General features: G+C 73.5%; 21 protein-coding genes and 1 pseudogene. 17 read left to right on the top strand and 5 right to left on the bottom strand.

The features are described 5' to 3' along the window. The first annotated feature begins 63 nt into the window (after positions 1–63). The 7 genes from ASD06_RS11690 to ASD06_RS11720 are packed head-to-tail and all read left to right on the top strand — an operon-like array spanning position 64 to position 8,154. Positions 64–807, top strand: a complete 744-nt coding sequence (locus ASD06_RS11690) for an SCO2322 family protein (protein ID WP_082537966.1) — start codon at positions 64–66, stop codon at positions 805–807. Further along, entirely contained in the window at positions 807–1,961 is a 1,155-nt protein-coding gene (locus ASD06_RS11695; RefSeq protein WP_056677518.1) for an energy-coupling factor transporter transmembrane component T, read from the top strand. The genes ASD06_RS11690 and ASD06_RS11695 overlap by 1 nt, the downstream gene beginning before the upstream one ends. Continuing rightward, positions 1,958–3,568, top strand: a complete 1,611-nt coding sequence (locus tag ASD06_RS11700) for an ABC transporter ATP-binding protein (RefSeq protein WP_056677521.1) — start codon at positions 1,958–1,960, stop codon at positions 3,566–3,568. Before ASD06_RS11695 ends, ASD06_RS11700 begins: the two co-directional genes overlap by 4 nt. Next, entirely contained in the window at positions 3,565–4,428 is an 864-nt protein-coding gene (locus tag ASD06_RS11705) for an ECF transporter S component (RefSeq protein ID WP_056677525.1), read from the top strand. Before ASD06_RS11700 ends, ASD06_RS11705 begins: the two co-directional genes overlap by 4 nt. Then, positions 4,428–6,218 (top strand): bifunctional adenosylcobinamide kinase/adenosylcobinamide-phosphate guanylyltransferase, encoded by a 1,791-nt coding sequence (locus tag ASD06_RS11710; RefSeq protein WP_200942098.1) that lies wholly within the window; start codon positions 4,428–4,430, stop codon positions 6,216–6,218. Before ASD06_RS11705 ends, ASD06_RS11710 begins: the two co-directional genes overlap by 1 nt. A 23-nt stretch (positions 6,219–6,241) precedes the next feature. Next, a complete protein-coding gene (cobT, locus tag ASD06_RS11715; RefSeq protein WP_369853737.1) occupies positions 6,242–7,345 on the top strand; it encodes a nicotinate-nucleotide--dimethylbenzimidazole phosphoribosyltransferase in 1,104 nt (367 codons plus the stop codon). Then, positions 7,342–8,154 carry an adenosylcobinamide-GDP ribazoletransferase gene (locus tag ASD06_RS11720; protein WP_200942100.1) on the top strand — a complete coding sequence of 271 codons (813 nt, stop codon included), beginning with the start codon at positions 7,342–7,344 and terminating at the stop codon, positions 8,152–8,154. Before cobT ends, ASD06_RS11720 begins: the two co-directional genes overlap by 4 nt. A 55-nt stretch (positions 8,155–8,209) precedes the next feature. Here ASD06_RS11720 and ASD06_RS11725 read toward each other — a convergent pair whose 3' ends face one another. Both ASD06_RS11725 and ASD06_RS11730 read right to left on the bottom strand, forming a co-directional pair. Beyond that, positions 8,210–8,863, bottom strand: a complete 654-nt coding sequence (locus ASD06_RS11725; protein ID WP_056677528.1) for a response regulator transcription factor — start codon at positions 8,861–8,863, stop codon at positions 8,210–8,212. Then, entirely contained in the window at positions 8,860–10,047 is a 1,188-nt protein-coding gene (locus ASD06_RS11730) for a sensor histidine kinase (RefSeq protein ID WP_056677531.1), read from the bottom strand. The genes ASD06_RS11725 and ASD06_RS11730 overlap by 4 nt, the downstream gene beginning before the upstream one ends. A 205-nt stretch (positions 10,048–10,252) precedes the next feature. Between ASD06_RS11730 and ASD06_RS11735 the strand changes: the two genes are divergently transcribed. Beyond that, positions 10,253–10,945: a hypothetical protein gene (locus ASD06_RS11735; protein WP_056677533.1), complete on the top strand. Its 693-nt coding sequence runs from the start codon at positions 10,253–10,255 to the stop codon at positions 10,943–10,945. Positions 10,946–11,034: 89 nt separating this feature from the next. On the opposite strand, the gene gcvT is transcribed toward ASD06_RS11735, so the two are convergent. Next, positions 11,035–12,171 carry a glycine cleavage system aminomethyltransferase GcvT gene (gcvT, locus tag ASD06_RS11740; protein ID WP_056677536.1) on the bottom strand — a complete coding sequence of 379 codons (1,137 nt, stop codon included), beginning with the start codon at positions 12,169–12,171 and terminating at the stop codon, positions 11,035–11,037. Between the two features lie 114 nt (positions 12,172–12,285). Here gcvT and ASD06_RS11745 point away from each other — a divergent pair, with 114 nt between their 5' ends. Both ASD06_RS11745 and ASD06_RS11750 read left to right on the top strand, forming a co-directional pair. Further along, positions 12,286–13,809, top strand: a complete 1,524-nt coding sequence (locus ASD06_RS11745) for a leucyl aminopeptidase (RefSeq protein WP_056677538.1) — start codon at positions 12,286–12,288, stop codon at positions 13,807–13,809. A 158-nt stretch (positions 13,810–13,967) separates the two neighbouring features. Continuing rightward, entirely contained in the window at positions 13,968–14,612 is a 645-nt protein-coding gene (locus ASD06_RS11750; RefSeq protein ID WP_056677541.1) for a hypothetical protein, read from the top strand. 88 nt (positions 14,613–14,700) lie between these two features. On the opposite strand, the gene ASD06_RS11755 is transcribed toward ASD06_RS11750, so the two are convergent. Next, positions 14,701–15,048 carry a hypothetical protein gene (locus tag ASD06_RS11755; RefSeq protein WP_056677842.1) on the bottom strand — a complete coding sequence of 116 codons (348 nt, stop codon included), beginning with the start codon at positions 15,046–15,048 and terminating at the stop codon, positions 14,701–14,703. Positions 15,049–15,230: 182 nt separating this feature from the next. On the opposite strand from ASD06_RS11755, the gene lpdA reads away from it, so the two are divergent. The 4 genes and pseudogenes from lpdA to ASD06_RS11770 all read left to right on the top strand — a co-directional run bounded on the left by lpdA (position 15,231) and on the right by ASD06_RS11770 (position 19,572). Further along, the gene (gene lpdA, locus ASD06_RS11760) at positions 15,231–16,616 is read left to right on the top strand and encodes a dihydrolipoyl dehydrogenase (protein WP_056677544.1); all 1,386 of its coding nucleotides are present in this window, start codon (positions 15,231–15,233) and stop codon (positions 16,614–16,616) included. 89 nt (positions 16,617–16,705) lie between these two features. Then, positions 16,706–18,670, top strand: coding sequence for a 2-oxoglutarate dehydrogenase, E2 component, dihydrolipoamide succinyltransferase (gene sucB, locus ASD06_RS11765; protein ID WP_056677547.1), 1,965 nt, complete (start codon positions 16,706–16,708; stop codon positions 18,668–18,670). Positions 18,671–18,712: 42 nt separating this feature from the next. Beyond that, positions 18,713–18,787 (top strand): annotated as a pseudogene (locus ASD06_RS20010) (NmrA family transcriptional regulator); the annotation flags it as partial. 71 nt (positions 18,788–18,858) lie between these two features. Then, positions 18,859–19,572 carry a TIGR01777 family oxidoreductase gene (locus ASD06_RS11770; protein WP_235502321.1) on the top strand — a complete coding sequence of 238 codons (714 nt, stop codon included), beginning with the start codon at positions 18,859–18,861 and terminating at the stop codon, positions 19,570–19,572. A gap of 25 nt (positions 19,573–19,597) precedes the next feature. Here the strand turns inward: ASD06_RS11770 and ASD06_RS11775 are convergent, their stop codons facing one another. Beyond that, the gene (locus ASD06_RS11775; RefSeq protein ID WP_082537968.1) at positions 19,598–21,013 is read right to left on the bottom strand and encodes a serine/threonine-protein kinase; all 1,416 of its coding nucleotides are present in this window, start codon (positions 21,011–21,013) and stop codon (positions 19,598–19,600) included. Positions 21,014–21,108: 95 nt separating this feature from the next. Between ASD06_RS11775 and ASD06_RS11780 the strand changes: the two genes are divergently transcribed. The 3 genes from ASD06_RS11780 to ASD06_RS11790 are packed head-to-tail and all read left to right on the top strand — an operon-like array spanning position 21,109 to position 23,950. Continuing rightward, positions 21,109–22,368 carry an NAD(P)/FAD-dependent oxidoreductase gene (locus ASD06_RS11780; protein ID WP_056677552.1) on the top strand — a complete coding sequence of 420 codons (1,260 nt, stop codon included), beginning with the start codon at positions 21,109–21,111 and terminating at the stop codon, positions 22,366–22,368. Further along, on the top strand, positions 22,358–23,098 hold the full coding sequence (locus ASD06_RS11785; RefSeq protein WP_056677554.1) for a peptidase E: 741 nt from the start codon (positions 22,358–22,360) through the stop codon (positions 23,096–23,098). Before ASD06_RS11780 ends, ASD06_RS11785 begins: the two co-directional genes overlap by 11 nt. 9 nt (positions 23,099–23,107) lie before the next feature. Next, complete coding sequence (locus ASD06_RS11790; RefSeq protein ID WP_157371674.1) at positions 23,108–23,950, top strand: SDR family oxidoreductase; 843 nt, start codon at positions 23,108–23,110, stop codon at positions 23,948–23,950. The last annotated feature ends 18 nt before the right edge of the window (positions 23,951–23,968 follow it).

A 23,968-nucleotide genomic window follows, 5' to 3' on the forward strand; every position in this document is an offset into this window, starting at 1 on the left:
CGGACGTCGGCCCGTCTTCGTGCGTGCCGATCTCCCGCACCTACACCGCGAGGAGGTCAGCACATGAGATCGAGATCCACGTCGTCCCGTCGCGCCCGCGTGAGCGCGCGCACCGCTGTCGCGCTGCTGGTCGTCGCGCTCGCCGCACTGGTGGCCGCACCCCAGGCGCAGGCGGCCGCCTACCGCTACTGGGGCTACTTCCAGCTCACGAACGGCACGTGGGCGTTCGCGCAGAAGGGCCCGGACCAGACGGTGCCGAAGGACGGCTCGGTCGAGGGCTGGCGGTTCGCCGTCGCCGACCAGTCGTCGACGCGCACGCCGCGCGTGACTCCGACCTTCGACCAGCTCTGCTCGGGCAAGACCACGGCCAACGGTCAGAAGCTCGTCGGCCTGGTCGTCGACTTCGGGCGCCCGGCCGACAGCAGCGACGGCAGCACGCCGCCGGCCCCGCGCGGCGAGTGCGTGAGCGTCCCTCAGGACGCCACCGGCTCCGCGGTGCTGGCGGCCGCCGGCCTGACGCTGCGCGTCGACAAGGGCCTGATGTGCGGCATCCAGAACTGGCCGGCGTCCGGCTGCGGTGACCCGGTCGCCGAGGTGCCCGCTGCGGCGAAGAGCCCGGACACGTCGATCACCCTGCCGGCCAAGGCGAGCGCGGCCAACGACGCCCCGGACGAGGACGCCCCGGACGAGGACGCCGGAGGTGGCGGACTGCCCACCGCGGCCTGGATCGGGATCGCCGCCGTCGTGGTCATCGCCGCCGGCCTCGGGCTGATGGCCCGCCGTCGCAGCGCGGGGCTGGACGACTGATGCCGTCGATCGCCCGCAGCCACCCGTCACCGCGCCTGCTTCACCCGGTGGCCTGGTGGTTGTGGGCGATCGGCCTGGCCACGGCCGCGAGCCGCACGACGAACCCCCTGCTGCTGGCGGTCGTCGTGGCCGTCGCTGGATACGTCGTGTCGGCTCGACGCGAGGTGGGGGCCGCCTCGCCATACGGTGCGTTCCTGCGGCTTGGACTCTTCGTCATCGTGGCACGTGTCGTGCTGTCGGCACTCCTCGGGGGAGGGGTGCCCGGCACCACTGTGCTCTTCCGGCTGCCGGAGCTGCCGCTGCCGACCGGCTCGACGAACCTGCGGCTCGGCGGCCCCGTCTCGCTCGAGCAGGTGCTCGCGGCTGCCTACGAGGGCGCGCGGCTGGCCGCCGTGCTGGCCTGCATCGGCGCCGCCAACGCACTGGCCAGCCCGCGGAGACTGCTGCGCTACGTGCCGGCCACGCTGTACGAGGTCGGCACCGCCGTCGTCGTCGGCCTCACCTACGCACCGCAGATGGTCGAGGACGCCCGCCGCGTGCGGGCCGCGCGCCGCTTGCGCGGCCACGACGGTCGCAGCCCGCGCGAGCTGATGCGACTCGCCGTTCCGGTGCTCGACGGTGCGCTCGAGCGCGCCCTCGACCTAGCGGCGTCCATGGAGTCCCGCGGGTACGGGCGCTCGGTGCACCGCGACGCGCGGTCGCGCCGGCTCGCCACCGCGCTGACTCTCGTCGGACTCACCGGCGTCGTCGCGGGCACGTACGGCGTCCTGGACGCCGGCTCGGCGCCGCTGCTGGGTCTGCCGCTGCTCGGCGTGGGGGCTGCCGTCGCTGCCGCCGCCCTGGTCGTCGGCGCTCGGCGCGACCCGCGTTCGCGCTACCGGCCGGACCCTTGGGCCCTGCCCGAGTGGGTGGTAGCGACCAGTGGCTGCGTCGCCGCCGCCGTGGTCATCGCAGCCGCTCAGCGCCACGAGCCCGGGCTGGTGCCGCAGACGGTGCCCGCCGTCTTCCCCGTGCTGCCGTGGTTGGCGACAGCCGGGGCCGCCGTCAGTCTCGTGGCGGCCTGGGCGGCACCCCTTCCACCGACCAGGGCGCGGCTGCACCCGGCCCGCAGCGCACCCGATACGGTCGACGAGGACTTCAGGAGCGCAGCGTGATCACCTTCGACAGGGTCGGCGTCCGGTTCGCGGACCGCGAGCACCCGGTGCTCGACGACGTCACGCTCGAGGTCGCGGAGGGCGAGCTCGCGCTGGTGGTCGGCGAGACCGGTAGCGGCAAGACGACGCTGCTGCGCTGCGTCAACGGCCTCGTACCGCACTTCAGTGGCGGCACCCTCGCGGGCCGAGTGGTCGTCGACGGCCGCGACACCCGCACCCACCGGCCCCGCGACCTCGCCGAGGTGGTGGGCTTCGTCGGCCAGGACCCCACCGCCGCCTTCGTCACCGACACGGTCGAGGAGGAGCTCGCCTACGGCATGGAGTCGCTGGGCCTCCCGGGTGACGTCATGCGCAAGCGGGTCGAGGAGACGCTCGACCTGCTCGGCCTCGCCGACGTGCGCGCGCGGTCCCTCCGCACGCTGTCGGGCGGCCAGGCGCAGCGGGTCGCGATCGGTGGCGTGCTCGCCGCCCACCCGCGGGTGCTGGTGCTCGACGAGCCCACGTCGGCCCTGGATCCCGTTGCGGCCGAAGAGGTCTTGGCCGCTCTCACCCGTTTGGTGCACGACCTCGGCCTGACGGTGCTGATGGCCGAGCACCGGCTCGAGCGGGTCGTGCAGTACGCCGACCGCGTCGTCACGGTCGAGCACGGCACGGTGCGCCAGGACGACCCCCGTCGGGCGATGCTGACCTCGCCAGTCACTCCCCCTGTCGTCGACCTCGGGTTGCTGGCCGGTTGGGACCCGCTGCCGCTGTCGGTGCGCGAGGCGCGTCGCCACGCCGGCGGCCTGCGCGAGCGGTTGGCCGGGCGCCCCCCCGCCCAGCTGCGGCCGGTGCCTCATGGCGAGGCTCGACCACTGCTGCAGGTCGAGCGGCTCGTCGTCCATCGAGGGCACGCGCCGGTGCTCCGCTCACTCGACCTGACGGTCGCCGGAGGCGAGATCGTCGCGGTGATGGGGCGCAACGGCGTCGGCAAGTCCACCTTGCTCGCCGCCGCGGCAGGTCAGCTCGGCGTGCGGGCCGGGCGCGTGCGCGCCGACGGGCACGACCCCGCGTCGCTCCGCCCGCGCGAGCTCGTGAAGCACGTCGGGCTGGTCCCCCAGGATCCCGGCCTGCTGCTCTATGCGGACTCGGTCGGCACTGAGTGCCGCACCGCAGACGACGACCTCCGGCTCGCGCCCGGCACCGTCCGTGCGGTGCTGCGCGAGCTGGCTCCGGACGTCCACGACGAGACGCACCCGAGGGACCTGTCCGAGGGGCAGCGGCTTGCTCTGGCCATGGCGATCGTGCTGGCCAAGCAGCCACCGCTGCTGCTGCTCGACGAGCCCACCCGAGGGTTCGACTACGGCGCCAAGGCCCGGCTCGTCAACCTCCTGCTGAGGTTGCGCGCGCAGGGCCACGGCGTAGTGCTCGCCAGCCACGACGTCGAGCTGGTGGCGGCGGTGGCTGACCGCGTCGCACTGCTGGCCGAGGGCGAGGTCGTCGCCGACGGGCCGGTGCGCGCGGTCCTGGCCGGCTCCCCCGCCTTCGCACCCCAGGTGGCCAAGGTGCTGCACCCCCAGCCGTGGCTGACGGTGGCGGACGTCGAAGCCGCCCTGGCGGCGTCATGAGCTCTGCGGCAACGCGTTCCGCCACGCCGCTCGTGCGCGTGCGCTGGGTGTCGGCGTTCACCCTCGCGGTCACGCTGCTCGTCGGGGTCGCAGCGTTCGCCTGGCCGTTTGTCGTGACACCGGACGCCAGCTTGGCCCACGGCGGCGACGCCCCGTGGCTGTTCGTGTTGCTGCTCGCGCTCATGGGTGCACTCGTGCTCGCCGAGCTGGGCGCGGGTGGCCTCGACGCAAAGACCGTTGCGGTGCTTGGGGTCCTGGCGGCGCTCGGCGGCGCGCTGCGGGTGGTGTCGGCGGGCACGGCAGGGCTCGAACCCATCTTCTTCCTCCTCGTCGTCGGAGGCCGGGTGCTCGGCCGCGGAGCGGGTTTCGTCCTCGGGGCGCTGGCCGTGCTGGTCGGTGCGTTCCTCACCGGCGGCGTCGGGCCGTGGGCGCCGTTCCAGATGGTCGCGGCCGGCATGGTGGGGCTGGGCGCCGCCAGCCTGCCGCGCGCCAGCGGTCGCCGAGAGATCTGGCTGCTGGCCGCCTACGGGCTCCTCGCGGGCATCGCCTACGGCGTCGTCATGAACCTGTGGTTCTGGCCGTTCGCCACCACCGGCCCGGACGGCGGCGTGTTCGTGCCCGGAGACCCGTTGGGGGCCAACATCTCTCGGTACGCCGCTTTCTACCTTCTGACCAGTTTGGGTTGGGATTTGCCACGGGGCGTACTCACCGCAGTACTCGTTGTAGTTGCCGGTCGTCCAGTTCTCGGCTCGCTTCGGCGTGGCGCGCGACGCGCCGCGTTCGCCGCACCAGGATGGTTTTCGCCGGAGGTCCCCACACCGGCGCCTACTGCTCGCCCACCTCGTCGAACGGACCCCTGATGCGCGTCCGCCTGCTCGGTACCGGCTCGGCCGACGGCTGGCCGAACGCCTTCTGCGACTGCGCCTCGTGCCTGGCCGCCCACCGGGCCGGCCAGTGGCGCGGGCCGACGTCCGCGCTGGTCGACGACCGCATCCTGCTCGACTGTGGGCCCGAGACCCCGCGCGCCGCGCTGCGCCACGGCACCGGCCTGCAGCGGGTGACTCACGTCCTCATCACCCACAACCACCCGGACCACAGCGCTCCCATGGCGCTGCTCGCGCGCAGCTGGGCGGGCCGCACCGAGCCGCTCACGGTCGTCGGCACCGAGTCGGTCATCGCCTCGTGGTGCCTGTGGGTCGGGCCTGACGAGCCGATCCGCTGGCGCGTGGTGCTTCCGGGTGACGTGCTGGACGCCGACGGCTACACGGTGCGCGTGCTCGCCGCGGCGCACGGCGACGAGCAGGCCGTCGTGTACGACGTCGCCGCACCGACCGGAGAGCGCGTGCTCTACGCCACCGACACCGGTCCCCTGCCGGCGGCCACGATCAGCGCGACGACCGACGCGCAGTACGACCTCGTGCTGCTGGAGGCGACGTTCGGCGACCGCCGGGGCCCGGGGCGCCCGGCCGGCCAGGACCACCTCGACCTGTCGACCTTCGCCGACCAGATGGTGCGCCTGCGGGGCGCGCGCGCCCTCACCCGCGGCAGCCGCGTGGCGGCCGTCCACCTGTCGCACCAGAGCCCGCCCGACCTGCGTCCGCGCCTCGCCGCGTGGGGCGTCCAGGTCGTCGAGGACGGGCACGAGTTCGTGCTCGACCGCGCTGCCCGGGGCCGCCGGCTCGCTGAGACGCGGCCGACCATCGCGGCCAGCGGGCGGCCCTCGCGGCGCACGCTGGTGCTCGGTGGCGTGCGATCCGGGAAGTCAGCCGTCGCCGAGCAGCTGCTCGCTGCCGAGCCGCAGGTCACGTACGTCGCCACCGGAACACCTCCCGACGGCGAGGACGCCGAGTGGACCGAGCGGGTCGCGCGCCACCGCGCCGACCGGCCGGAGCACTGGACGACGGTGGAGACCACGGACCTAGCGGCGGTGCTGCGCTCCGCCACCTCGCCCCTCGTCGTCGACTGCCTCGGCACGTGGCTGACCCGCGTGCTGGGGGACGTGGGTGCCTGGGACGAGCAGCCGGGCTGGCGCACCCGGCTCGACGACCGGGTCGACGAGCTGCTGGAGGCCTGGCACGCGGTGGGTGTGCCGGTGGTGGCCGTGAGCAACGAGGTGGGTGCCGGTGTCGTCCCCGCGACCTGGTCGGGACGCGTGTTCCGCGACGAGCTGGGGCGGCTCAACACCCGGCTGTCGTCGGCGAGCGAGAGCGTGCTGCTGGTGATCGCCGGCCGTGCCGTCGACCTCGCCACCCTGCCGCTCGCCCTGTCCACGTCGCCCGCCACGTCGCCCGCCACGTCGCCCGCCACGTCGCCCGCGCCGGCGCAGGAGGCCGCCGGGCCGGCGCCGGCGGCCGCTGCCACGCCTCCTGCGCAGCGCGTCGCCACCCATCGCGCGCCGGCCGTGCCGCCGCATCTGCAACCGCTCCAGCAGCCGCCGCACCAGCCGACCCAGCAGCCGCCGCACCAGCCGACCCAGCAGCCGCCGCACCAGCCGAAGCCAGCGCACCGAGTCGCCCCGCCGCTGCACGCCGTCAACGGCATGCGCTCCGACGACACGCAGGTGCAGCCCGCGATACCCGACCGCGACTGGCCGCTGGTGGACCTCACGGTGCACGAGCGCCGCGGCCCGTTCGAGCAGGACTCCGCGTGACGGCTGACATCGACCTGGTCGCCCTGCGCCAGGCGGTCGGCCTGCGCGACGTCGAGGCGGCGTCCGACACCCGCCTGCGCCTGGACGGGCTGGTCAAGCCGCTGGGCTCCCTCGGCCGGCTCGAGCAGCTGGCCGTCTGGCTGTCCGGAGCGCAGGGCCAGTGCCCGCCGCGTGCGCTGGACGACGTCCGAGTCGTCGTGTTCGCCGGTGACCACGGCATCGCGACGTCCGGCGTCTCGGCCTACCCGCGCGAGGTCACGGGCGCGATGGTGCGCACCTTCCTCGCCGGCAAGGCGGGGATCAACGCGCTGGCGCGCCTGCACGGCGCGACGGTGCGGGTGCTCGACCTCGGCGTCGACGCCGACACGAGCGACCTCCCGGCCGCCGTGACGCGTCACAAGGTGCGCCGCGGGTCCGGCTCGATCGACGTCGAGGACGCCCTCACCGACGAGCAGGTCGTCGCGGCGTTCCGGGCCGGAGCCGCCGTCGCCGACGAGGAGGTCGACTCCGGAGCCGACCTGCTGGTGCCGGGTGACATGGGGATCGGCAACACCACGGTGGCTGCGGCGCTCGTGGCGGCGCTGCTCGACCTGCAGGCCCTCGACGTCGTGGGCACCGGCACCGGCGTCGACGACGACGCGTGGGCGCGCAAGGTTGCTGCCCTGCGCGACGCCCTCTACCGGTCGCGGGCGGTGCGCGACGACCCGCTCGCCGTGCTGCGCACGGTCGGCAGCGCCGACACGGCGGCGATGACGGGCTTCCTCGTGCAGGCCGCGGTGCGCCGTACGCCGGTGCTGCTCGACGGTGTCGTCTCGTGCGCGTGTGCGCTGGTGGCCCGCCGCCTCGTCGACCCGGCCAGCCACTGGTGGCTCGCTGGTCACCGCTCGACCGAGCCGGCGCAGCACCGGGCCCTGGACGTGCTGGGCCTCGAGCCGCTCGTTGACCTCGGCATGCGGCTCGGTGAGGGCACCGGCGCGCTCACGGCCCTGCCGGTACTGCGAGCGGCGCAGGCGATGGCGGCCGAGATGGGGCTGCTCGCCGAGCTCATGGGCGAGTCGCCGGGCGCGTCCGACGACGAGTCCACCGACGGGGATCCCGCACCGACCAGCGACCTCGACGCCACGTGAGCCGCCGCGCCGTCACGTCCGACGGCCTGCGGCTGGCGGTGGGCACGCTCACGGCGCTGCGCGTGCCGCCGCCGTCGCGGGTCGACCGTGCGGTGGCCGGTGCGGGCATGCTGCTGGCACCGGTGGCGGCCCTGGTGCCCGCTGCGGCGGTCGCGGTGGTGATGGCGGCAGGCACCGCGCTGCAGGCTCCGCCGCTGCTGGTCGGCGCTCTCGCCGTCGGCGCCCTGGCGCTGTCCACGCGCGGGCTGCACCTGGACGGGCTGGCCGACACGGCGGACGGGCTGGGCAGCAGCTACGACCGTGAGCGAGCGCTGGCCGTCATGCGCACCGGAGACGTCGGCCCGATGGGCACCGCGACGCTCGTCGTGGTGCTGCTCGGACAGGCCGCAGCGCTGTCGGGGCTGAGCTCGCTGTCGTGGTGGCGCGCTGCGCTGCTGGCTGGCCTCGGTGTCGTCGTCTCGCGGTCGATGCTGCCGATCGCCTGCGCCGTAGGGATTCCGGCCGCTCGGTCAGAGGGGCTGGGCGCGACCGTAGCCGGGTCGGTGCGGCGTCCGTGGGCGGTCGCGGTAGTGCTCGCGACAGCGGCCGTCACCTGCGCCCTGCTGGCTGGTGCCGGCGTGCCCTGGTGGGTCGGTGTCGTCGCGGTCGCGGTGTGCACCGGCGTCGTCGCCGCCGTCATCGCCCGCTGCTCGAACCGCTTCGGCGGCATCACCGGAGACGTCCTCGGTGCCGTCGTCGAGCTCGCGCTGCTGGCCGGCTGGGCGGCTCTGTCGGTCGGAGCAGGGATGGGTGCAGCGAGCCTGGGGTGATCACCCCAGGTTAGCTGCACCCACGAACCCGCTCACGGACGTCACTCGCCCCACGTCAGGACCGGCCGGCGCGCACCAGCCCCGACTCGTACGCCCAGACCACCGCCTGGGTCCGATCACGCAGGCCCAGCTTCGTCAGGATCCGCGTCACGTGCGTCTTCACCGTGGCCTCGGACAGGAAGAGGCGCCCGGCGATCTCGGCGTTGGATCGGCCGTGCGCGATCTCGCCCAGCACCTCGCACTCGCGCTCGGTGAGCGGGTCCAGCATCTCCGGACGCGGAGCACCCGGAGGCGGCTGGCGGACGAACTGCTCGATCATGCGACGCGTGATGGTGGGCGCCAGCAACGCGTCGCCGCGGGCGGCCGACCGCACCGCGTCTACGAGAGACTCCGGCGGGATGTCCTTGAGCAAGAAGCCACGGGCGCCGGCCTTCATCGCCGCGTAGACGTACTCGTCCAGGTCGAACGTCGTCAGCATCACGATGGCGGTGCGGTGCTCCGCCAGCCGTCGCGTCGCCTCGATGCCGTCCAGGCCGGGCATGCGCACGTCCATCAGCGTGACGTCGGGATCTCGGTCGTTCACGACCTCGATGGCGCGGCGTCCATCAGCGGCTTCCCCGACCACGTCGAGATCAGCTTGGGTACGCAGGATCGAGACGAGTCCCGCCCGGACCAGGGCCTGGTCGTCCACGACCACCACCGTCGTCATCCGGCGACCTCGGTGCGGTTCGCGCGGGTCGCGGTGGCAGCGACCGGCAGGCGGGCCACCACCGCGAAGCCGCCCTGGTCCGTCGGCCCGGCGGCGAGGGTGCCGTCGAACATCGAGACCCGCTCGCGCATCCCGCGTAGCCCATGCCCTCCCCCGCTCGCCGATCCGGTGCTGCCAGGCCCGTTCGCCACACCCACCACGAGCTCGTCGTCCCCTGTGGTGACCCTGATGTCGCAGGCCACGTCCCCGGCGTGGCGGATGACGTTCGTCAGCGACTCCTGGACGATCCGGTACGCCGCCAGCTGGATGCTGTCGGGCAGCTCGAGGTCGACGTCGATTCGCGACCTGACGGTCATCCCGCCGGCGCGAAAGCGTTCGACCAGGGCGTGGACGTCGGCGAGTCCAGGGAGTGGCTCGAGGGAGCCTGCACCCTCGGTGCGCATCACACCGAGGGTGCGCCGCAGCTCGGCGAGCGCTCGGCGTCCGGTCTCCTCCGACGCCTTCAGCTCTGCGGGCACTGGCTGCCCGCTCGTCTCCAGGCGCAATCGCGCCGCTCCCAGCTGGATCGTCATCAGGCTCACGGCGTGAGCGATCACGTCGTGCATCTCGGCGGCGATCCGCCGCCGCTCCTCGTGCACCGCCTGCTCCTCACGGTGCTCCTGCTCCGCGGCCAGCTGAGCGAGAGCCACCGAGAGCCTGCTGCGCTGCTCGCTGACCCGCCCGACGAGCTGGCCTGCGAGCTGGGCCGCACCGAACATGACCAAGGCGAAGAACGCGTCGCTGAGCGGCATCGCGTCGTTGTGCAGGGCGACGCTGGCCCCGGCCAGGGTGGCTGCTGGCGCCGCCCACTGCCACCACCGCAGGCGAGCCCGCGCGACGGTGAAGACGACCAGCATCAGCGGCAGCATGTTGCCCCAGAACAGGATGGTCCGCGGGACGGCCAGGGCAGGTAGCGCCACGGCTGCCGTCATCAGCGCGAAACACAGGCGTGGCCGGGTGCTGCGCAGCACCAGGGGCATCGTCACCACGACCTGCAGCGCGCTGTTCAGCCACAGCGGGCCGGCGCGGTAGCCGTCGTCCCACCCCACGTGCAGCTCCACCTGCGCGAGCACCGTGAAGAAGGCCGCGAGCGCTCCGTCGATCACGAGGGGCGGCAGGTGCCGCACCTGCAGCCGGCGCGTCATGGCCGCCAGCGTAGGAGGTCGCGAGGCGTCGCGCGTCGTTCTCGAGATGTACTCGCGTCGTCTCTGAGAGGTAGTCGTGGCGCCGCCACGTGACGTCGCTCGGACGACAGGCGTCGACCTGCAGCGCGATGTGACGGCGCCCCAGCAGCACGGACGATCGAACGACTCGCACCACCTCGCATCGATCGCTCCCAGGAGGAACCGCATGGCGACCACGCTTGCAACCGATCCGGCCACGCGTCACCGCCCGCAGCTCACGGGCAACGCCCTCGTGCTCGCCGGCATCGCGATCTACCTGCTCGAGTTCGTCGGCTTCGCCCTCGCGGGGGTGGGCAGCCTGTACAACGAGCCGGGCACCTCCGCCTCGCAGGCGCTCGCCTCGTACGCGGGCACCGAGGGAGGCTACGGCTTCTTGATCGGCTGGTTGGGCATCGTGCTCTTCGGGCGACTGACCATGATCGTCGGCGTCCGCAAGGCGCTCTCTGACTCCGGTCGGCCGTCCGGGGTGATGGACGTCGCCATCATCGCCATGGGCTCGTCCGTGGTCGTCGAGATCGCCTCCGTCGTCCTGGGCGCGAGTGCGGCGACGCTCGCGGCGCGAGGAGAGGACGTCGGCGCGCTCGCCGTCGACCGGGTCGCCTGGTACTTCAACTCGGCTATCTACGCCCCCGTCGCGGTCGCGCTGGTGCTGACGATGGCGGCGATGTGGCGGTCGGGCCTGTTCTCCAAGGCGCTGTGTGCCCTCGGCTCGGTGGGCGCGGCGACCTGCGTCGGGTCGGCCCTCCTGACGGACCCGGCGCGCTGGGAGCTGCAGGACACCTTCTCGACGGGCTTCTTCCTGGTGGTGGCCTGGGCGTTGTGGACCGGCGTGGTGCTCCTGCGCCAGCGGCGTCCGTAGGCGTCGACCCTCACGAGTGCGGCGATGGGTGCAGCGAACCTGGGGTGATCACCCCAGGTTCGCTGCACCCACGAAAGCACCCACCGAGGTCACTCGCCGCGGGTCTGCACCTGCACGAACGGCGGCTTGACGACCCGGCAGCGCAGGCCACGTCCGCGCACGTCGACGACGACCTCGTCGCCCTCGCCCACCCCACGCTGCAGCAGCGCCAACGCGATGCCTTGCTTGAGGGTGGGCGAGAACGTGCCGGACGTCGTCCGGCCCACCTCGTCGCCGCCGTCGAGCCGCACCGTGCAGCCGTCGCGCGGGATGCCGCGCTCGAAGGCGAGCAGGCCCCACAGCTGGCGAGCGGCCCCGGTCTCCTTCTCGGCCACCAGCGCGTCGCGCCCCCAGAACGCCGGCTTCTTCCAGCCCACGGCCCAGCCCGCCCGCGCCTGCACCGGCGTGATGTCGAGCGACAGCTCGTGGCCGTGCAACGGGTAGCCCATCTCGGTGCGCAGGGTGTCGCGCGCGCCGAGGCCCGCGATCCGCCCGTCGTGCTGCTGCATGGCCTCGCCCAGGGCGTCCCACAGCTCGACGGTGACGTCCCACGGGACCAGCAGCTCGTAGCCGCGCTCGCCGGTGTAGCCGGTGCGGCAGACGACGAGGTCCGCCCCGCGCCACGTGGTGTCGACGAAGCTCATGTAGTCGTGCCCGGTGGGCAGGCCCAGGGCCTGCAGCACCTCGTCGCTGCGCGTGCCCTGCACCGCCAGCACCCCGTACGTCGTGTGCTCGTCAGTCACCTCGACGCCGGCCGGTGCCTCGGCGGCCAGACGCCGCACGACCTCGGCGGTGTTGGCGGCGTTCGGCACGAGCAGCACCTCGTGGTCGGAGCGCAGGTAGGCGATGAGGTCGTCGACGACACCACCCGTGGCGTCGCAGCACATCGTGTACTGCGCCTGACCCGGCTCGATGCGCCCGAGGTCGTTGGTGAGGGTGGCGTTGACGTACGCCGCCGCGCCCGGGCCGCGCACGAGCGCCTTGCCGAGGTGGCTCACGTCGAAGAGACCGACCCGCTCGCGGACGGCCGTGTGCTCGGCGACGACCCCACCGCCGGCGTACTCGATGGGCATGAGCCAACCGCCGAAGTCGGCCAGCTTGGCCCCGGCCTGCTCGTGCCGCTCGTGCAGCGGTGAGCGGCGAAGCTCGCCGGGCGCAGGGGTGTCGGAGGCATTCGCGTCAGCCATGGGCGCAACCTACCGTCCCTGCACGGCGCTGCGGCGACGTCCCGTCTAGCATCGGGGCAACCCGCACGAACCGCGGCTCCCGCACGCTCCCGAACCATTCACGGAAGGACCCACGTGACGTCCCTCAGCCTGTCCGACAAGGACACCAAGAGCATCAAGGTCGACACCCTCGTCGTCGGCGTCGCCCAGGGCGACGGAGGTGCGGTCCTCGTCGAGGGCGCGGCGGCGCTGCCGCGCGGTGTCGCCAAGAGCGTGTCGGACGCCCTCGCCAGCCTCGGCGTGACGGGCGAGGCCGACCAGGTCGTGCGCATCCCCGCCGGCAAGGACGTCGCCGCGGGCGCCATCGCGCTCACCGGCCTCGGCAAGGCCGTCACCGGCCGCAGGTCGACCTACCCGGCTGAGACGCTGCGTCGCGCCGCGGGCGCGGCCACGCGCACCCTCGCCGGCACGTCGTCGGTCGCGTTCGCGCTTCCGGCCGCCGACGCTGACACGGTCGCCGCCGTCGGTGAGGGTGCGCTGCTCGGCGCGTACGCCTTCAGCCGCCACCGCGCGCGCACCGCGAACGACGTCAAGGCACCGGTGTCCGACGTCTTCGTGCTGACGTCCTTGGCGAAGGACAAGGCGACCGCCGCGGCCGCCGCGCACGCGCAGGAGGTCGCCCGCTCGGTGCACCTCGTGCGCGACCTGGTCAACACCGCGCCCGGCGACCTGCCCCCGGCAGCCTTCGCCGACGCCGTCGTCGCAGCCGCCAAGTCGCACCCGGTGAAGGTCGACGTGCTCGACGAGAAGGCGCTGGCCAAGGGCGGCTACGGCGGCATCCTCGGTGTCGGCATGGGCTCGAGCCGTCCCCCGCGCCTGGTGAAGATCAGCTACAGCCCCCGCGGCGCCAAGAAGCACGTGGCGCTGGTGGGCAAGGGCATCACCTTCGACAGCGGTGGCCTGTCGCTCAAGCCCCCGGCCGGCATGGAGACCATGAAGTCCGACATGGCCGGCGGCGCAGCGGTGGTCGGTGCGGTGCTCGCGCTCGCCCGCCTCGGCGCCAAGGTCAAGGTGACCGCCTGGGTGCCGCTGGCCGAGAACATGCCGTCCGGCACCGCCCAGCGCCCCTCCGACGTCCTCACGACCTACGGCGGTCGCACCGTGGAGGTGCTGAACACCGACGCCGAGGGTCGCCTGGTGCTCGCCGACGCCATCGTGGCGGCGAGCGAGGAGCACCCGGACGCGATCGTCGACGTCGCCACGCTCACCGGGCACCAGGTGCTCGCCCTGGGTCACCGCTACGCGGCGATCATGGCGAACGACGACGCGTTGCGCACTCAGGTGGCCGAGGCCGCCGAGCGCGTGGGCGAGACGATGTGGCCGATGCCGCTGCCGGTCGAGCTGCGCGCCAGCATGGACTCGCAGGTGGCCGACATCGCCAACATGGGCGAGCGCATGGGCGGCATGCTCGTGGCCGGCCTGTTCCTCAAGGAGTTCGTGGGCGAGCGCGCCGACGGTTCGGGCCAGATCCCGTGGGCCCACCTCGACATCGCGGGGCCGTCGTTCCTCGAGGGCACGCCGTGGGGCTATACCCACAAGGGCGGCACGGGTCACGCCGTGCGCACGCTCGTCGCCGTCGCCGAGGACCTCGCCAGCTGAGCGCCGTCCACCCACCGAGGGCCCGTCACCGCCAGAGGTGACGGGCCCTCGGCGTGCGTGCTGGCGTGCGTGCTGGCGTGCGTTCTGGTGTGCGTGCTGTAACGAATCGTGACTCACCGTCGATTACCGGGTGTCATCCAGCCCACCCGGGAGTTCTCGTGAAGTCGATCCTCGCCTCGTTCCTCGCCGCTCAGTCCAAGGCCGTCGCCGCCGTCGCGGTGAGCGTCGTCGTGGGCGCCGGGGCCGCCGTCGCCGCCACGGGCTCCGGCATGAGCCTCACGTCACTGGCGGGTGACAGCACGACGACCAGTACGACCAGCGTCCCCACGACGTCGGCGACGTCCGACCCCGAGGACGGCGAGCAGGCCGGCGAGGACGCCGGTGAGACCGACGAGACCTCCACCGAGACCTCCACCGAGACCTCCACCGAGACCTCGACGGAGACGACCGACGGCACCGAGGAGTCGGCGACCGAGACGCAGACCGTGGCACCGACCGACACCGCCACGACCACTGCGACGCTCGTCGCCTGCGCCGACGCCACGAGCCACGGCCAGTACGTCTCGCAGTTCGCCCGCGACCGCAGCCTGCTCGCCCAGGCCGGCTTGACGTCGGTCAGCGAGGCCGCTCGCAGCAACTGCGGGAAGGCGGCCGACTCCACCGAGTCCACCGACTCCACCGACTCCACCGAGGCGGCGGAGACTGCCGCCACGCCGGCCACCCACGCCAAGAAGTCCCACGCCGCCGAGGCCACGAGCGGCTCGCACGGCAAGGGTCACGGCAAGGGTCACGGCAAGCACTGACCCGCGGCTCACGCAGATACCCGTCGTTTTCCGGCCCGGCTGTCCCCTTCTGGGGCTTGGCCGCCGGAAATCGGCGGGTATCTGCGCGTCAGCTGGCGGCGTCGCGCTCGGCCTGGCGCTGGCGGGAGGTCCACTCGCGCATGCGGGCGGGGTAGCCGGTCTGCTGGACGTCGTAGACCGGCACGCCCAGCGACCGCGCGAGGTCACCCGCCGCCTGCGGGCTGCCGATCCGGCGGCGCGTCCACTCGCCCGTGGTCGCGATGAGCACGAGCGTGGTGGGCGTCATGGCGGTGCGCGGCTCGACGTACATCTCGACGCCCGGGCGGCTGGCCACGAAGTCGCGCAGGTGCGCGGTGGCGGCCTCGACGTCCGCCTTCGACGGCTCGGACGTCGCCACCGGCCGGACGCGCTCGCGCCGTCGCCTCAACCACCCCACGCCGTGACCTCCTTGGTCGTCCACTCGGTGCTCACCGCTGCTGGCCACCCCCAGTGTGCCCGCCAGCGCGCCACAAGATGACCACGTTGCGTGCTCGCGTCGGGTTGGTGACAGGATGGGCACCGCCAACGACCAACCAGCGCGCGCGACCCGCAGCGCAGAACACGCAAGGAGCAGGCGACGTGGCCGACAGCACCGGCGAGGTCTTCGATGTCGTGATCCTCGGAGGTGGCAGCGGCGGCTACGCGTGCGCCTTCCGCGCCGCCGAGCTGGGGCTGAGCGTGGCGCTGGTGGAGAAGGACAAGGTGGGCGGGACCTGCCTGCACTACGGCTGCATCCCCACCAAGGCCCTGCTGCACTCCGCCGAGATCGCTGACGGCGCCCGCGAGGGTGAGCGGTTCGGCGTGAAGACGACGTTCGAGGGCATCGACATGGCCCAGGTCAACACCTACAAGGACGGCATCGTCTCGCGGCTCTACAAGGGCCTGCAGGGTCTGGTGAAGGCCCACAAGGTCACCCTCGTCGAGGGCGAGGGCCGCCTCGTCGCCAAGGACACCGTGCAGGTGGGCGACCAGCAGCTCAAGGGCCGCAACGTCGTCCTGGCCACCGGGTCGTACTCGCGCAGCCTGCCGGGCCTGGAGATCGGGGGCCGGGTCATCACGAGCGACCAGGCGCTGACCCTGGACTTCGTGCCGAACAGCGTCGTGGTGCTCGGCGGCGGCGTGATCGGCGTCGAGTTCGCGAGCGTCTGGAAGTCCTTCGGCGCCGACGTCACGATCATCGAGGCCCTGCCCCGGCTGGTGCCCGCTGAGGACGAGTCGGCGTCCAAGGTGCTCGAGCGCGCCTTCCGCAAGCGCAAGATCAACTTCAAGACCGGCGTCCGCTTCAGCGGCGTCACGCAGGACGACAGTGGGGTCACCGTCTCGCTCGAGAGCGGCGAGAGCATCCAGGCCGACCTCATGCTCGTGGCCGTGGGCCGCGGGCCGCGCTCGCAGGGCCTGGGCTACGAGGAGGTCGGCGTCACCGTCGACCGCGGCTTCGTGCCCACCGACGAGCGGCTGCGCACCAACGTCGACGGCGTGTTCGCCGTCGGCGACCTCGTGCCCGGCCTGCAGCTGGCTCACCGCGGCTTCGCCCACGGCATCTTCGTCGCCGAGGAGATCGCCGGGCTGAAGCCCGTGCCGGTCGTCGACTCCGGCATCCCGCGCGTCACCTACTGCGACCCCGAGATCGCCTCGGTCGGGCTCACCGAGGCCCAGGCCAAGGAGCAGTACGGCGACGACCAGATCGAGAGCTACGAGTACAACCTCGGCGGCAACGGCAAGAGCCAGATCCTCGGCACGACCGGCTTCGTCAAGCTCATCCGCCGCAAGGACGGGCCGGTCGTCGGCTTCGTGGCTGTCGGCGCCCGCATGGGCGAGCAGGTCGGCGAGGCCTCGCTGATCGTCAACTGGGAGGCCTTCCCCGAGGAGGTCGCGCAGCTCATCCACGCCCACCCGACGCAGAACGAGTCGCTGGGCGAGGCCCACCTGGCGCTCGCCGGCAAGCCGCTGCACGTCCACGCCTGACGGCGTCGCGCCCCCGTCGCCCACCCACGCCCACCACACCCACCACACCGACTGCACGACCTGCACACCGACGAAGGAGAGCACTGCCCATGTCAGAACGGGTGAAGATGCCGGCCCTCGGGGAGTCCGTCACCGAAGGCACCGTGACGCGCTGGCTCAAGCAGGTCGGTGAGCAGGTGGAGGTCGACGAGCCGCTGCTCGAGGTGTCGACCGACAAGGTCGACACCGAGATCCCCTCACCCGTGGCGGGCACGCTGCAGGAGGTGCTCGTCGGTGAGGACGAGACCGTCCCCGTGGGCGCCGATCTCGCAGTGATCGGCGACGGCGCAGCAACCGGCGGCGACGCGGACGGCGGCGAGCAGGCTCCCCAGGAGCAGGCGACCGAGCAGGCGACCGAGCAGGCGACCGAGCAGGTGGCCGAGCCGTCAGCCGCGCAGGAGCCGGGTGCCACGACGTCCGAGCCCGAGGCCGCTCAGTCGCAGCAGCAGCCCCAGGAGCAGCAGGAGCAGCCCCAGGAGGAGCAGCAGCAGGAGCAGACGCAGCAGGAGAACGGTTCCGGCGACGCGGGCGGCTCCGGTGCCGGCACCACCGTCACGATGCCCGCGCTCGGTGAGTCGGTCACCGAGGGCACCGTCACCCGCTGGCTGAAGGCCGAAGGCGACACCGTCGAGGTCGACGAGCCGCTGCTCGAGGTCTCGACCGACAAGGTCGACACCGAGATCCCGAGCCCGGCAGCCGGCACGATCACCAAGCTGCTGGTCGCCGAGGACGAGACGGTGCCGGTCGGCGCTGACCTCGCGGTGATCGGTGGCGGTGCATCGTCGGGTGCGGCCCAGCCGCAGCAGGCGCAGCAGCCGCAGGCGCAGCCCACGCCGGCCGCTGAGGAGGCGGAGCAGGACCAGCAGCAGGCGGCCCAGGCCGAGAGCGAGCCCGAAGCCGCGCCCGAGGAGTCGCACTCCTCGGCGCCGCAGACGCAGGCTCCGCAGCCCACAGCCGCTCCGGCGCAACCCGACCAGCAGTCTCAGGGCGCCCAGCAGCAGTCGCAGCAGTCTCAGGGCGCCCAGCAGCAGTCGCAGCCGGCTCAGCAGAGCCAGCAGCCGGCGGCGTCTTCGGACGCCTCGACGTACGTCACCCCGCTGGTGCGCAAGCTCGCGGCGGAGCACGGTGTGGACCTCGCATCGGTCTCCGGCACCGGCGTGGGTGGGCGCGTCCGCAAGCAGGACGTGCTCGACGCCGCCGAGGCGGCCAAGAAGGCCGCCGCCCCCGAGCCCGCGTCCGCGCCGGCCGCTGCGACCCCGTCGCGCCCGTCGGCCCCCGTGCCGGCGTCGGTGTCGGCCAAGCGCGGCACCACGGAGAAGATGACGCGGCTGCGCCGCCTCATCGCCCAGCGGATGGTCGAGTCGCTCCAGACCTCGGCGCAGCTGACGACCGTGGTCGAGGTCGACGTCACCAAGATCGCGCGGCTGCGCGACCGGGCCAAGAACGACTTCGCGGCTCGCGAGGGCGTCAAGCTGTCGTTCCTGCCGTTCTTCGCGCAGGCGGCGGTCGAGGCGCTCAAGGCGCACCCGACGGTCAACGCCAGCGTGGAGGGCGACGAGGTCGTGTACCACGCGCAGGAGAACCTCGGCATCGCCGTCGACACCGACAAGGGTCTGATCGTGCCGGTGATCCGCGACGCTGGTGACCTCAACATCGCCGGCATCGCCCGCAAGATCGCCGACCTGGCCGAGCGAACCCGCGCGAACAAGATCACGCCGGACGAGCTCGGCGGCGGCACGTTCACCCTCACCAACACCGGAAGCCGCGGTGCGCTCTTCGACACCCCGATCGTCAACATGCCGCAGGTGGGCATCCTCGGCACGGGTGCCGTCGTAAAGCGGCCAGTGGTGGTGCGGGACGCCGATGGCGGTGAGACGATCGCGATCCGCTCGATGGTCTACCTCGCGCTGAGCTACGACCACCGCATCGTCGACGGCGCCGACGCCGCGCGCTTCCTGGTCACCATGAAGGAGCGCCTGGAGGAAGGTGCCTTCGAGGCCGACCTCGGGCTCTGACCTGGCCGCCCGGCCCGGTCGCTGACTGGCGAAAGGGCAGCCATGAAGATCGTCGTCTCCGGGGCCTCGGGTCTCGTCGGCTCGGCCCTGGTCCCGCACCTGCGGGGCCAGGGCCACNCACCCAGGCGCCGGACGAGGTGTACTGGGATCCCGCAGCCGGTGTCATCGACGACGGCGGCCTGCGTGGTGTGGAGGCGGCGGTCAACCTCAGTGGAGCCGGCGTCGGCGACCACCGGTGGACCGACAGCTACAAGCGCACCATCCTGCGCTCGCGGGTCGACACCACCGACCTGCTCTCGAGAGCGCTCGCCCGCCTCGACCCCCTCCCGCGCGTGCTGGTGAGCGCGTCGGGCATGGACTACTACCCCGACAGCCGTGACGAGGTCACCGAGGACTCCCCCCGCGGCTCGGGGTTCCTGTCCGACGTCACCCGTGGCTGGGAGGCGGCCGCCGACCCGGCCCGTGAGGCGGGCATCCCGGTCTCGCACACGCGGTCCGGGCTCATCCTGTCGCCCGACGGTGGCGTGCTGAAGCGGTTGGTGCCGCTCATCCGGCTCGGGCTCGGTGGCCCGGTCGGATCAGGACGCCAGTGGTGGAGCTGGATCACCCTGCACGACCACGTGCGCGCCCTCACCCGTCTGCTGGACGGCGATCTGCCGGGCGCCGTCAATCTCACGTCGCCCGGGCCGGTGGAGCAACGCGAGTTCATGGCCGCGCTGGCCGGGGCCGCACACCGCCCGGCCGTGCTGCCCGTGCCGGGGTTCGCCGTCCGGGTGGGGATCGGCGGCTTCGCCGAAGCCGTGCTGGCGAGCCACCGGGTGGTCCCACGCCGGCTGCTCGACGCCGGGTTCACGTTCGACCAACCCGACCTCGCCGTCGCGGCGCCGGTGCTGATGCACTGAGCGACGTCCAGGGGAGCCGTCACGCTCAGCCGGCGACGCGCGCCACCCGCCAGCCCTCGCCCGCGACGAACGCGAGCTCCAGCCGGCTCGGTGCCCTGGGCCGCGCCGCCACGTGCTCGACGACGCGCTCCCCCACCACGACGTCGTACGCCGACACCGCGAGCACGACCTGCACCCACGCCCGGCCGGGAGCACGGCTCACCACCCGGACCTCGCGCGCCGTGAGCCGCAGACCGGCGTACCGGGCGCCGCGATCGCGCAACCGAGCCAGGGCCAGCGCGTCCGCCTGCGCCGCCGCCGAGCCAGGAGCCGCGCCCGTCGCCGCCGCCCGATCGGGGCGTGCCAGTGCGTCCGCTCGGGCCGCCGCCAGCTCGGTGACGACTCTGCTCGCCTGCGCGTCGGACAGCGCTGCCCCCGCCCCGGCGCTCGCGGACTGCGCCGCTCGCACGGGACGCGCCCACCACCAGGTCGCGCCCACCCCGCCGACGAGACCCAGGGCGACGGCGGCGACGGCAAGCAGCTTGGCGGGACGACGCCACCGCCACGACCGCTGCTTGCGGTGGCGCGCACCACGCGCCGGCTCGGGCTCCGTCGCGGCCAGGTCGCGCACCCGTCGCGTCAGGCCACCGTCGGCCGGAGCCGCACCGTGGCGCCACACCGGTTCGGCCGGCGCTGCGGCGTGCAGTGTGCGGGCCCACTCGGCGGCCGGCGGCCGGCCGGCGGGGTCGGGGTCGACGGCCGACTCGATCGCGGCCACCAGCGCCTGCGGCGCGCTCGGTGCCAGCTCGCGCAACGCCGGACGGTGCACGGGTGATGGTGGCGGCGAGCCGGTGAGCGCCAGCCAGCCGAGCGCCCCGAGACCGTAGACGTCGCTGGCAGCGGTGGGCTCGCCGCCGGTCAGCACCACCGGGTCGACGTAGCCGGCCGTGCCGTAGACCTCCTCGCGCGGCTCGCCGGTGATGCGCGTCGTGCCGAGGTCGGTGAGCGCCGGACGTCCCGCCAGCGTGAACAGCACGTTGCTCGGAGCGAGATCACCGTGCAGGACGCCGGTGACGTGCAGGGCAGCCAGGGCCTGCGCCAGCGGCACGAGCACCGTCACCACCTCGCCCGGGCGCAACCGGCCCCGGGCGGCCACCACGGACGCGAGGGTCCCGCCCTCGAGCAGGTCCGTCACGATCGCCAGGCGGTCCGCGTCGAGCGCCACGACCTCGCGCAGCTCGAGCAGGTGCGGGTGCCGCACCCCGCTGAGCACGGCCAGCTCGCGCTCGGCGTCCGGACCGGCGAGCACGATCTTCACCGCGACCTCCGCCCCGCCGGTGAGCGGATCGACGCGCGGATCAGCGCGAGCCCGCCAGACCACGCTGGTGGCACCACGGCCCATCGGCTCGAGCAGGTCGTATCCCGGCACGCAGGGGGGCGCGGGCAGATCGTCGTGGGTCATCGCTCAAGCGTGGCCGAACCGCGAGGCCCGCGCCGGAGGTTGTCCACAGGGGGCATCGGCGTCCGGCCGCCGGTAGCGTCGCGCGGGTGACACCTGTGCCCGCACGTACCGACGTCGTCATCGTGGGTGCCGGCCTCGCCGGTCTGTCGGCGGCCGTCACGCTGACCCGGGCCGGCGTCGAGGTCTGCGTCCTCGAGCGCGGGGACGCGGTGGGAGGCCGGGTGCGCACCGACCGCCGCGACGGGCTGCTGCTCGACCGCGGCTTCCAGCTGCTGAACCCCTCCTACCCCGCCGTCCAGACGATGCTGGACGTCGGCGGTCTCGACCTGCACCCGTTCGAGGCCGGGGTCGTCGTAGCGCGAGGCGAGGGACGCGCTGTCGTCGCCGACCCGCGTCACTCACCACGGCGCGCGGTGTCGACGCTGACCGGGCCCGGCGGCCTGCGCGAGAAGCTCGCTCTCGTGCGGTGGGCCGCGGCTGTGGGCTACGGCGACCCGGGCCAGATCATCGGCTCCCCCGACGAGCCGTACGCAGACACGTTGCGCCGCAACCACTTGGACGGCCCACTCACTCACTCGGTGCTCGAGCCCTTCCTCGCCGGAGTGCTCGGTGAGGACCAGCAGCAGAGCTCGCGACGCTTCGTCGAGCTGGTGCTGCGCTCGTTCGTCCGGGGTACACCCGCCCTTCCGGCCACCGGCATGCAGGCGATTCCCGAGCAGCTCGCCGCGCGGCTGCCCGACGACGTCGTGCGCCTGCAGGAGCCGGCCGAGTCGCTGGACGGCGGGGTCGTCGTCACGACGAACGGCCGGATCGAGGCCCGGGCCGTGCTCGTGGCCACCGACGGCACCGCAGCGCACGGCCTGCTCGGCCTGCCGACACCACCGCAACGCGCCCTCACGACCTTCTACCACCTGGCCGGGCAACCCCCGACCCGTAAAGCGATCCTGCACGTCGACGGTGATCGGCGCGGGCCGGTGGTCAACTCCGCCGTGGTGTCGAACGTCGCGCCGTCGTACTGCGCTGACGGCCGCGCCCTGGTGGCCACGACGGTGCTCGGCGACCACGACGACGCAGAGACCGAGCGCTCCTTGCGTCAGCAGCTGCGCTGGCTCTACGGCTGCGACCCGACGCGTTGGGAGCTCGTGGCCACCTATGCCATCCCCCACGCGCTGCCCGCCATGCTCCCGCCCCTCACGGTGCGCCAGTCCGTGGCTCTCGGTGACGGGCGGTTCGTGGCCGGCGACCACCGCGACACGGCGTCGATCCAAGGGGCCCTGGTGTCGGGCCGCCGAGCCGCGCAAGCCATCCTGGACCACCTCGGACACCCCGGACGCAAGGAGCACCGTGCCTGCTGACGCCCCCACCATCCTGGCCACCTCGGGCGGCTACGTCCCCGCCGACCGCCACCGCTTCGACTTCGGACCGCTGGTGCACCACGCGGTCGAGCTGTCGGGAGCCACCGGACGGCCGCGCGTGTGCCACGTCGGCACGGCCGGCGGCGACCAGCGGTGGTTCCAGGCCGAGATGGACGACGCGGGGCGCACGGCGGGCTTCGAGATGTCGCACCTCGCGCTGTTCGGCATGCCGTCGGTCGAGGACGTCGAGGGCCACCTGATGGCGCAGGACGTCGTGTGGGTCAACGGCGGGTCGGTCGCGAACCTGCTCGCCGTCTGGCGGGTGCACGGGCTCGACGAGATCTTCGCCCGCGTGTGGCGGGCCGGCGTCGTGCTCGCCGGCGTGTCAGCGGGCTCGATCTGCTGGTACGACGGCGGCACCACCGACTCGTTCGGCCCGGAGCTGCGGGCCGTCACCAACGGCCTCGGCCTGCTGCCCTACGGCAACGGCGTGCACTACGACAGCGAGGCGCGCCGCCGTCCGCTCGTGCACCGGCTGGTGGCCGAGGGCACGCTCGGCACCACCCACTGCACGGACGACGGAGTCGGCCTGGTCTACCGCGGCACCGAGCTCCTCGAGGCCGTCACCGAGATGCGCGGCAAGGGCGCCTACGTCGTCACGCGCGAGGGCGACGGCGCCGTCGAGGAGCGCATCGAGCCGCGCGTGCTGCCCGGCGCCGCAGGGGTCTAGGGTGCCGGTGTGACGTCGGCACCTCGGGTCGCCCTCGTGACCGGCACGTCCAGCGGGATGGGCCTGGCCACCGCGGTCGGCCTCGCCCGCGCCGGGCTCACGGTCGTCGCGACCATGCGCGACACCGCCAAGAGCGACGCCCTGCAGCAGGCGGCAGCCGGCGCCGGCGTCGACGTCGACGTCCGCGCGCTGGACGTCACGGACCCCGACCAGGCTCGGGCCTGCGTCGAGAGCGTCCTCGCCGACCACGGATCCCTGGACGTGCTCGTCAACAACGCCGGGCGGGGCGCCGTGGCCACGCTGGAGCAGCTCACCGACGCCCAGCTGCAGGAGCAGCTCGACGTGAACTACCTCGGCGTCGCCCGGCTGACCCGGCTCGTGCTGCCGGCCATGCGCGCGGCCGGCAGCGGACGGGTCGTCACCGTCACCAGCGTCGGCGGCGCCGTCGGGCAGCCCTTCGCTGACGCCTACTGCGCGGCGAAGTTCGCGGTCGAAGGGCTCATGCAGTCCCTGGCGCCCGTGGCGGCCACGTTCGGCGTGACGATCAGCGTCGTGGAGCCCGGTGCCGTGGCCAGCGGGTTCGTCGGCAACGTGCACCGCCCCGACGAGAGCCTGTCGCCGCAGGACGCCTACGCCCCGCTGCTCGCGGCCTACCTCGAGCGCACCGCCGGCGCCTTCGCGAACGCCCAGACGCCGGAGCAGGCAGCCGAGGTGATCGTCCATGCGGCGACCACGAGCGAGCCGCGGTTCCGCTGGCAGACCTCCGCGCAGGCGGGCCAGTTCGTCGGGCTGTCGCTGGCCGATCTCGACGGAAGCCGCGTCAGCCGGCTCACGTCGACGTGGATCGCCTAGCACTGCCGAGGCGCAGCC

This window comes from Angustibacter sp. Root456, assembly GCF_001426435.1.
Taxonomy (GTDB): domain Bacteria; phylum Actinomycetota; class Actinomycetes; order Actinomycetales; family Angustibacteraceae; genus Angustibacter.

Bases quoted from the DNA above. Each gene is read 5' to 3' on its own strand.
- ASD06_RS11695 (WP_056677518.1), top strand. From the start codon at position 807: ATGCCGTCGATCGCCCGCAGCCACCCGTCACCGCGCCTGCTTCACCCG.
- sucB (WP_056677547.1), top strand. From the start codon at position 16,706: ATGTCAGAACGGGTGAAGATGCCGGCCCTCGGGGAGTCCGTCACCGAA.
- gcvT (WP_056677536.1), bottom strand. From the start codon at position 12,171: ATGGCTGACGCGAATGCCTCCGACACCCCTGCGCCCGGCGAGCTTCGC.
- ASD06_RS11690 (WP_082537966.1), top strand. From the start codon at position 64: ATGAGATCGAGATCCACGTCGTCCCGTCGCGCCCGCGTGAGCGCGCGC.
- ASD06_RS11775 (WP_082537968.1), bottom strand. From the start codon at position 21,013: ATGACCCACGACGATCTGCCCGCGCCCCCCTGCGTGCCGGGATACGAC.
- ASD06_RS11730 (WP_056677531.1), bottom strand. From the start codon at position 10,047: ATGACGCGCCGGCTGCAGGTGCGGCACCTGCCGCCCCTCGTGATCGAC.
- ASD06_RS11735 (WP_056677533.1), top strand. From the start codon at position 10,253: ATGGCGACCACGCTTGCAACCGATCCGGCCACGCGTCACCGCCCGCAG.
- ASD06_RS11725 (WP_056677528.1), bottom strand. From the start codon at position 8,863: ATGACGACGGTGGTGGTCGTGGACGACCAGGCCCTGGTCCGGGCGGGA.
- ASD06_RS11710 (WP_200942098.1), top strand. From the start codon at position 4,428: ATGCGCGTCCGCCTGCTCGGTACCGGCTCGGCCGACGGCTGGCCGAAC.
- ASD06_RS11705 (WP_056677525.1), top strand. From the start codon at position 3,565: ATGAGCTCTGCGGCAACGCGTTCCGCCACGCCGCTCGTGCGCGTGCGC.